The sequence below is a fragment of the Pseudomonas sp. GW456-12-10-14-LB2 genome, from assembly GCF_002884345.1.
Lineage (GTDB): Bacteria > Pseudomonadota > Gammaproteobacteria > Pseudomonadales > Pseudomonadaceae > Aquipseudomonas > Aquipseudomonas paraglycinae.
The window spans coordinates 26,252-33,977 of the sequence record NZ_POHV01000054.1 but is presented as its reverse complement, the minus strand read 5'-3'; the positions used below and the strand labels follow the sequence as shown (position 1 = coordinate 33,977).

Sequence of the window (7,726 nt, the reverse complement as noted above, 5' to 3'; positions counted from 1 at the left end):
CGTTTGCATTGAGGGTCCGTCTCGGGTGGGAGCTGATGACAGAGTCTAAGGTATGCAATGCGGTTCAGGTCGTACCCGTTTGCATTAAAACTTCGTAATCTGCACCTCGACCAATGTGCATAGCCTCCCCATCACGACAGGAAGTGAACCCCTCCCATGCGCCATTCCTCGTTTCTTCTGAGCTGCACCTTATTGACTGTCCTGGCGACGACTGCCCACGCCGCTCCCGCCCCCTCGCCCGAGGTGGTGCAAGGATTGGTGAACACATTGAACGAACGCCTGAACATCGGCGACCTCGTCGCCCTGACCAAATGGGACAGCGGCAAACCGATCCAGGACAGTCCCCGTGAGGCGCAGGTGATCGACAACGCCCGCAAGCTGGCCGCCGAACGCAAGCTCGATCCGGAAGACGTCGCGCAATTGATTGCCGCGCAGATGGAGGCCAACAAACTGGTGCAGTACGGTTTGCTCGCACAATGGCAAGCGGCCGGTGCCGCGCCGGACACGCCGCGACCGGATCTGGGCCAGCAGATTCGCCCGCGTCTGGACGAGTTGCAAACCCGTCTGCTGCAGCAATACGCCGACTTCACACCCTACCGTCACGATCCGAACTGCCCGGCGTGGCTGGCCAAGGCGCGTACCGGCCTGACCCGTGATGCGCTGCATGATCTGGCCCTGACCCGCGCCACCGGAGAGCTGTGCATTCGGCCGCTGGTGCCCTAGAACAAGGGTCTTGGCATTCATTGCTGGCGTCGATAGTCACCATCAGTTCAATGAAGTTCTCATAAAAAATCCGCGGCGTAACATCGGCTCCATACCAAACAAACAACACCCCTGGAGCACACGATCATGAAACGCCAAATCCTTCTCGGCATCGCTTTCTCGGTTCTCGCAGTCAACGCTTTCGCAGCCAAACCCGCCCACACCATGATCGCCGAAGGCGGTTCGGATCGGTTGATTGAAAGTCGCTTGGCCGAGGGTGGTTCGGATCGTCTGATCGAACGCCGTGTGGCTGAAGGTGGCGCTGATCGTTTGATCGAACGCCGTGTGGCTGAAGGTGGCGCTGATCGCTTGATCGAACGCCGCGTCGCATGAATCAAATGCTCTACCGCTGCACAAACAAAAAGCCCGGCCTGATCAGCCGGGCTTTTTCACGTCCAACCGGTGCTTATTGCACGGTTTTCAGTTTGACCACGTCACCGGAGACCTTGGTGGTGTAGCCGCTCAGGACCCATGCCCAGAACCAGTTTTCCTGAATCTGAGTGTTGATCATGGCATCGCCGCCCTTGGCCTGGATGGCGGCCTCTTGCGCACGGACGAAACGGCTGTTCTGCCGGATCGGGATCACGCCGAACAGCATCAGGCCGGTGGCAGTGGCTTCGCTGTGGCCAATCACGGTGTATTGGCTGCTGTCGTAATGTCTGGTGTTCATCGGCGTGCCGGTGCAACCTGCCAGAACCACACCGAACAGTGCGGCGGCGACTACTTTGCTGAGGTATTTCACTGCGAGACTCCATGGGTAAACGCCCGGGATCCGTCTCTCGGGCGGCGCACACTTTACCGAACGCAGTGGCTCATTGATATCGGCCTCGGCAGACTTTCATCAAACGCCTTGCTGGCAGCCCGTCCGCGATGTCGCATACCATGGCGCCACTCCAATAAAGACAGACATTTCTCCATGCTCAAAGCCAGTCTGCGCAGCCACCTGACCCTTTGGTTTGCCGGTTTGTCTCTGCTGACGCTATTGAGCGTGGGCTTTTACGTCGGTGATATCGCCACTGAGCAAATGAAACGCGCCAGCGGCAATGCGCTGCTGAGTACCGCGCGGTCGGCGGCGACACTGCTGGGCGAGCAGTTGCGCGAGCGGCAACTGGAGGTCTATCTGCTCAGCCGGGCGCCGCATCTGGAACGCGGCGATCTGGACAATCCGGCAATTCTCAAATCGATGCAGCTGCGCACCGAAGCCCGCTCCGAATATGCGTGGATGGGGGTGACCGATGCTCAGGGGCGTGTGCATCAGGCAGTCAACGGTTTGCTGGTAGGTCAGGTCGTGCTACAGCGCCCATGGTTTCAGGCCGGTCTGCGCGGGGAATACACCGGCGATCCGCACGAAGCCGTTTTGTTGGCGAAACTGTTGCCAGGTCTGCCCAACGGCGAGCCACTGCGCTTCATCGACTTCGCCGCGCCCATCCGCAACGCCGATGGCCAGGTGATCGGTGTGCTCGGCGCCCATGCGCACTGGAGCTGGGTCACGCACATCGTCGAATCGGCAGCGATGTCGCACAAGGGCGCGGAGCCGGATATAGAAGCGCTGATCATCGATCACGACGGCAAGGTGCTGTACCCGGAAGCGCTGGTTGGCCAACAAATGCCGGCCAAGGATCCGAAGTCCCCAGGCTGGGTCGTCGGCAACGGGTACCTGACCAGCGAGGTGACTGTGCCGACGCCTACGGGCACCGCGCTGTCGTGGTCGATTGCCGTGCGTCAACCACTGGACACTGCGCTGCAACCGGCGCGACTGCTGTTTTATAAATTGCTGTTGCTGGGGGTTTTCGCCGCCGTGGCATTCGGACTGGTAGCGTATTACCTGGCGCTGTACCTGAGCCGACCCATCGAGCACCTCGCGCGTTCAGCCCAGAAAGTGCAGAACAACCAGCCTGGTGCGTACTTTCCGCTCCGGCATCCCGTGCGGGAAATTGCCCAGCTCGGCCAGTCGATCGATGCCATGACTCAGTCGCTGCTCGCCAAGGAACGTGAGCTGCAGGAGACCAACGCATCGCTCGAAGCCACCGTCGCCCAACGCACGGCGGCCCTGACCCTGGCCAACGCCGAGCTGCTGAACCTCGCTACTCACGATGGCTTGACCGGTGTCTACAACCGCCGCCGCTTCGACGAAAAACTCACAGAATACAGCCTGTTGTTTCGTCGTACCGGGCGGCCGTTTGCATTGCTTCTGATTGATGCCGATCACTTCAAGCACATCAACGACACTCACGGCCATGCAGCCGGCGACGACGTACTGCAGCAATTGGCGCAGCTGATCCAGATCAGCATCCGGAGCACGGATTTTGTCGCCCGTTACGGAGGCGAAGAATTTGCGGTGCTGCTGCCGGAAATCGCCAAGCCCGATACGCCTGATATCGTCGCCGAGAAGATTCGGTCAGCGATTGCCGAGGCGACCTTTCCAGCGGCCGGCGCGGTGACAGTCAGCATCGGTGTCGGCCTGGCCGACCCGGCCGACAACGCTCCGACAGCACTGCTCAAACGTGCTGATCAACAGTTGTATCAGGCGAAAGCCGAGGGTCGTAATCGCGTAGCCTGCCAGACGTCACTCACCGAAGTTAACGGACTCGGCTGACCCGCGATTGAATCAGGTGTTGGTCTTCAATCGGGTCCAGAACCGTGTCATCAACCGGGCAATCGCTGCTGGCAGTTCTTCACAGTGAACGGGAAGTGCATTGCGCAGCTCCCGCACAGACGCTTCATTGCTGAGAAAAAGTCTGAAGATACGCCAACAAATTATCGATCTTCTCTTCATCACTCAGCCCCCAAAAGATCATCCGCGTCCCCGGCACCACGCCCTTCGGATCCTTCAGATAGTTCGTCAGCGTTTCACGATCCCAGGTCAGGCCGGAGTTTTTCATCGCGTCGGAATACACGTAATTCGCCGACGTCCCCGCCGGGCGGCCGATGATGCCGTTGAGTTCCGGGCCGAAACCCGGGCGGGCGGATTCGCCGACCTGGTGGCAGCCGCCGCACAGGCGCGGGAAGATTTTGGCGCCGGCCTCGGCGTCACCGGCAGCCAGTATTGGCGTGCTGAACAGGCCTGCGTTGAGGACCAGGGCGAGCGTCAATACAGCGTTTTTCATCAGGGATTTCCAGATCTTCGGCGGCGCCAAGGGTAATCGCGCGCGGCAAGTTGCGCTACAGGTAGGCGCCCACGACCTGACGAACTTTGAGCAAGGCTTGACGCAGGGCAAGCATGTCCACCGATCCCAGCGCCAGGCGAATCGCGTGCGGCACATGGGTGGACACGGTGAAGGGTTCTGCGGTGGTGACGGAAACCTGCTCGTGCATCAACTCGACCACGATGTGGTCGGCCCGCACATCTTCCGGCAGCGGCAACCAAAGGAAATACGAAGAGGGATGGCTGACGGTCGGGAGACCTTCGAGGATCTGAGCAGCCAGTGCTTGCCGGGCTTGGGCGTCGCTGCGCTTTTGTGCTTCGAGGAAGGTGACGGTGCCGTCGTCGAGCCAGCCGCAGGCGATGGCGGTCATCACGCCGGGGGTGTTCCAGGTGGTGGCGCGGATGATCCGCTCCAGCGCCGCCACCTGCTCGACCGGCGCGGCAATGAAGCCGACACGCAGGCCGGTGGCGATGTTTTTCGACAGGCCCGAAACGTAGACCGTGCGCTCCGGCGCCAGATCGGCCAACGGCGGTGGTGGGCTATCGACCAGAAAGGCGTAGGCCGCATCTTCGATGATCGTCAGATCATGCCGGTGGGCAATCGCGATCAAATCCTCGCGCTGTGCCAGAGGCATTACCCAGCCCAATGGATTGTGCAGGGTCGGCATGCTGTACACGGCACGCACCGGTCGTTGGCGGCAGAGTTTGTCGAGGGCCGCCAGATCGGGGCCCTGCTCATTGACGGGAATCGCCACCACTTCCAGGTGCAGCGCTTCGGCCAGTACTTTGAATCCGGAGTAGGTCAAGGCGTCGGCGGCGATCACATCACCGGGTTTGAGCAGCGCCATCAGCGTTACCGCCAGCCCTTGCTGGGCGCCGTTGACGATCAACACCTGCTCGGCGTCGACACTCAAACCCCGTGTTTGCAGGTGCCGCGCCACCGAGGCCCGTTCATACTGGCGACCGGCGTGGGGCTGATAGCGCAGCAGCGCCTCGAGGTCGCCGGACAGCGCCAGTTGCCGCAACGCGGTGCGCAGCAGCTCGGCCTGCCCCGGCAATGACGGGTAGTTGAAGTTCAGATCGATCATGCCGACCGCGACGTCCTTCTGGTCAATCCCCTGCCCCGGCAACAACGACGTTTCCCGCACAAACGTGCCGCGCCCGGCTTCGCCGCTGACCAGGCCCATGGCCTCAAGCTCGGCGTATACGCGCGAGGCGGTGACCAGCGCCAGCCCTTCGTTCGCTGCCAGTTGCCGGTGAGTCGGTAAGCGAGTGCCGGGCAAAAGGCGACCGGAGCGAATGTCGGCGGCATAGGTGTCGACGAGGGTCTTGTAACGGGAGCGCGGCATGTCGGGCTGTATCCATGACAATTCTTTGATTGTGCTGATTCTCGTCCCTAGGATTGTTTCAACGCAACCCACCACTGAGCGCAATGCGTATGGAACGAACCACCCAACTCGGCACCCCGGCCCTGGAAAAAACCAGCGGCTGGATCAATGGCTTTATCGGCGTCGTGATCTTCAGCGGCTCGCTGCCTGCCACGCGGCTGGCGGTGCTGGAATTCGACCCGGTGTTTCTCACCGTCATCCGCGCGACCATCGCCGGCGCCCTGGCGTTGTGCCTGTTGTGGCTGTTTCGCGAACGGCGTCCGGCGCGGGATCAGTGGTTGTCGTTGCTGATCGTCGCGCTGGGCGTGGTTGTGGGTTTCCCGTTGTTAACGGCCCTGGCGCTGCAATACGTGACGTCGGCGCATTCCATTGTGTTTGTAGGACTACTGCCGCTGGCGACGGCGATTTTCGGCGTGCTGCGCGGCGGTGAGCGGCCACGTCCGGTGTTCTGGATTTTTTCGGTATTGGGCAGTTCGCTGGTGGTCGGTTTTGCGATCTCACAAGGCCTGACCGCCTCGCCCACCGGCGATCTATTGATGCTGGCAGCGATCCTCGCCTGCGGCCTCGGTTACGCCGAAGGCGCAAAACTCTCGCGCACCCTCGGCGGCTGGCAGGTGATCTGTTGGGCGCTGGTACTGTCGTTGCCGGTGATGGCCGTGCTGAGCGTATGGCTGGCGCCCGCCTCGTTCAGCGGTATCAGCGTGTCGGCGTGGGTTTGCCTCGCGTACGTTTCGCTGTTCAGCATGCTGATCGGTTTTGTGTTCTGGTATCGCGGGCTGGCTCAGGGCGGGATTGCGGCGGTCGGGCAGCTGCAATTGCTGCAGCCGTTTTTCGGCCTGGCACTGGCCGCGACCTTGCTGCATGAACATGTCAGCGTCGGCATGTTGGTGGTCACGCTGGGGGTGATCCTGTGCGTGGCCGGGGCAAAGAAATTCGCCAAATAGTTTTCAGCTCGCGCCGGATTTCCATTCTCGCGGGCTGAGTCCGGTCTTGCGCCGAAACGCCCGGGCCAGCGCCGACGGACTTTCATAACCGACCTCTTCGGCGATCAACGCAATCGGCCGTCCCTCACGCAGGCGTTTCTGCGCGAGGCTGATCCGCCAGCTCACCAGATAATCCACCGGCGTCTGCCCCACCACCCGCCGGAAGTGTTCGGCGAAACCGGCGCGGGACAGATTGGCGGCACTCGCCAGCTCGGCGACGCTCCAGGCCTTGGCCGGCTGGTCGTGCATCAGGTTCAAGGCTCGGGAAATCTTCGGATCGGCCAGCCCGGCCATCATGCCCGGCTGCTGGTTGCGACTGCTGATTAAATGGCGCAACAACAGAATCACCAGCAATTCGAACAATCGGTCCATCACCGCTTCGCGCCCGCAGTGTCCGTCGAAAGCTTCTTTGAACAGCCACTCCAGGGTGTTGGCCATTTCCGGGAGGTCGGCGAGTTTCAGCACCAGATAATCCGGCAGCGCTGCCGCCAAAGCATTGCCCGCACCGCCGTCGAAGGTCAGCGAAGCGCACACCAGTTGCGTGCCCATGCCTTCATCGGCGAACAAGCGATGGGCCATGGGACGGGGGAAAAAGATCAGGGTCGGTTCGTTGAGCGAAATTTCAGGATCACTCCCGGGTTTGAGCAACAGCTCCCCCGCCTGCAACAGGTGCACATGCCCGCACACCTGATCGCCGCCGTAGGCGCTCACCCCGCAGAACGTGCCGCTGTGGAAGGTGCCGGCATTGACGCCGAAGTGGCTGAGCAACGTAGAAAGGCGATCCATGACTGATTCTCGCAAGGACAGGTTTGGACGATCTGTCGCATATCCTCGACGATTTGCACCCAAAGCACCAGCCGCGCTCCGTAGCATTCACTCCATCCCCGGCGCACTTCGCACCGGAATTTCGGAGAATCACCATGAGCCGCATCGCCCCTCTCAGCCTCGAAACCGCCACCGACGCCACTCGCCCGACACTCGAAGGCGTGCAGAAAAAAATCGGCTTCCTGCCCAACCTGTTCAAGACCCTCGCCGTCGCACCTGTCGCGCTGGATGCCTACGTGCAAATCTCCGCCACTCTGGGCAAGACCTCACTGAGCGCCAAGGAAAAAGAGGCGGTGTATCTGGCCACCTCGCAAGTCAACGGTTGCGACTATTGCCTGGCGGCGCACACCCTGTTCGCCAGCAAGGCCGGGCTGGCAGCAGAAGAAATCATCGAAGCGCGTCACGGTCGGCTGAATGCTTTTGCCACCCTCGCCCATCAACTGACCGAAACCCGTGGTCATCTGAAAGATGAGCAGATTGCCGCCGCCCGCGCTGCCGGCATCGACGACAAGAAGATCATCGAAGTGATCGCCGTCGTCGCCGCGCAAACCCTCACCAACTACCTGAACAACGTGGCGCTGACCGACATCGACTTCCCCGCCATCGATGCCTGACCAGTGACC

8 protein-coding genes and 1 pseudogene are annotated in these 7,726 nt (G+C 61.4%); 5 read left to right on the top strand and 4 right to left on the bottom strand.

Annotated elements, in window-relative coordinates; genetic code table 11:
- Window positions 1–156: 156 nt before the first annotated feature.
- Window positions 157–723, top strand: a complete 567-nt coding sequence (locus tag C1X29_RS26295) for a chorismate mutase (protein WP_102718750.1) — start codon at window positions 157–159, stop codon at window positions 721–723.
- A gap of 126 nt (window positions 724–849) precedes the next feature.
- Window positions 850–1,092: pseudogene (locus tag C1X29_RS26290) on the top strand (hypothetical protein); the annotation flags it as partial.
- 76 nt (window positions 1,093–1,168) lie between these two features.
- On the opposite strand, the gene C1X29_RS26285 reads toward C1X29_RS26290, so the two are convergent.
- The gene (locus C1X29_RS26285; protein ID WP_039767351.1) at window positions 1,169–1,504 is read right to left on the bottom strand and encodes a hypothetical protein; all 336 of its coding nucleotides are present in this window, start codon (window positions 1,502–1,504) and stop codon (window positions 1,169–1,171) included.
- Window positions 1,505–1,678: 174 nt separating this feature from the next.
- On the opposite strand from C1X29_RS26285, the gene C1X29_RS26280 reads away from it, so the two are divergent.
- A complete protein-coding gene (locus C1X29_RS26280; RefSeq protein ID WP_102718748.1) occupies window positions 1,679–3,358 on the top strand; it encodes a diguanylate cyclase in 1,680 nt (559 codons plus the stop codon).
- A gap of 124 nt (window positions 3,359–3,482) precedes the next feature.
- Here C1X29_RS26280 and C1X29_RS26275 read toward each other — a convergent pair whose 3' ends face one another.
- Both C1X29_RS26275 and C1X29_RS26270 read right to left on the bottom strand, forming a co-directional pair.
- A complete protein-coding gene (locus C1X29_RS26275) occupies window positions 3,483–3,869 on the bottom strand; it encodes a c-type cytochrome (RefSeq protein ID WP_102718747.1) in 387 nt (128 codons plus the stop codon).
- A 55-nt stretch (window positions 3,870–3,924) separates the two neighbouring features.
- Window positions 3,925–5,256: a PLP-dependent aminotransferase family protein gene (locus C1X29_RS26270; protein ID WP_102718746.1), complete on the bottom strand. Its 1,332-nt coding sequence runs from the start codon at window positions 5,254–5,256 to the stop codon at window positions 3,925–3,927.
- A gap of 89 nt (window positions 5,257–5,345) precedes the next feature.
- Here C1X29_RS26270 and C1X29_RS26265 point away from each other — a divergent pair, with 89 nt between their 5' ends.
- On the top strand, window positions 5,346–6,239 hold the full coding sequence (locus tag C1X29_RS26265; RefSeq protein ID WP_085602576.1) for a DMT family transporter: 894 nt from the start codon (window positions 5,346–5,348) through the stop codon (window positions 6,237–6,239).
- A 3-nt stretch (window positions 6,240–6,242) separates the two neighbouring features.
- Here the strand turns inward: C1X29_RS26265 and C1X29_RS26260 are convergent, their stop codons facing one another.
- Window positions 6,243–7,064: an AraC family transcriptional regulator gene (locus C1X29_RS26260; RefSeq protein ID WP_102687815.1), complete on the bottom strand. Its 822-nt coding sequence runs from the start codon at window positions 7,062–7,064 to the stop codon at window positions 6,243–6,245.
- Between the two features lie 134 nt (window positions 7,065–7,198).
- Between C1X29_RS26260 and C1X29_RS26255 the strand changes: the two genes are divergently transcribed.
- Window positions 7,199–7,717 carry a carboxymuconolactone decarboxylase family protein gene (locus C1X29_RS26255; protein ID WP_102718745.1) on the top strand — a complete coding sequence of 173 codons (519 nt, stop codon included), beginning with the start codon at window positions 7,199–7,201 and terminating at the stop codon, window positions 7,715–7,717.
- Window positions 7,718–7,726 lie beyond the last annotated feature (9 nt).

Bases quoted from the DNA above. Each gene is read 5' to 3' on its own strand.
- C1X29_RS26295 (WP_102718750.1), top strand. From the start codon at position 157: ATGCGCCATTCCTCGTTTCTTCTGAGCTGCACCTTATTGACTGTCCTG.
- C1X29_RS26280 (WP_102718748.1), top strand. From the start codon at position 1,679: ATGCTCAAAGCCAGTCTGCGCAGCCACCTGACCCTTTGGTTTGCCGGT.
- C1X29_RS26275 (WP_102718747.1), bottom strand. From the start codon at position 3,869: ATGAAAAACGCTGTATTGACGCTCGCCCTGGTCCTCAACGCAGGCCTG.
- C1X29_RS26270 (WP_102718746.1), bottom strand. From the start codon at position 5,256: ATGCCGCGCTCCCGTTACAAGACCCTCGTCGACACCTATGCCGCCGAC.
- C1X29_RS26265 (WP_085602576.1), top strand. From the start codon at position 5,346: ATGGAACGAACCACCCAACTCGGCACCCCGGCCCTGGAAAAAACCAGC.
- C1X29_RS26260 (WP_102687815.1), bottom strand. From the start codon at position 7,064: ATGGATCGCCTTTCTACGTTGCTCAGCCACTTCGGCGTCAATGCCGGC.
- C1X29_RS26255 (WP_102718745.1), top strand. From the start codon at position 7,199: ATGAGCCGCATCGCCCCTCTCAGCCTCGAAACCGCCACCGACGCCACT.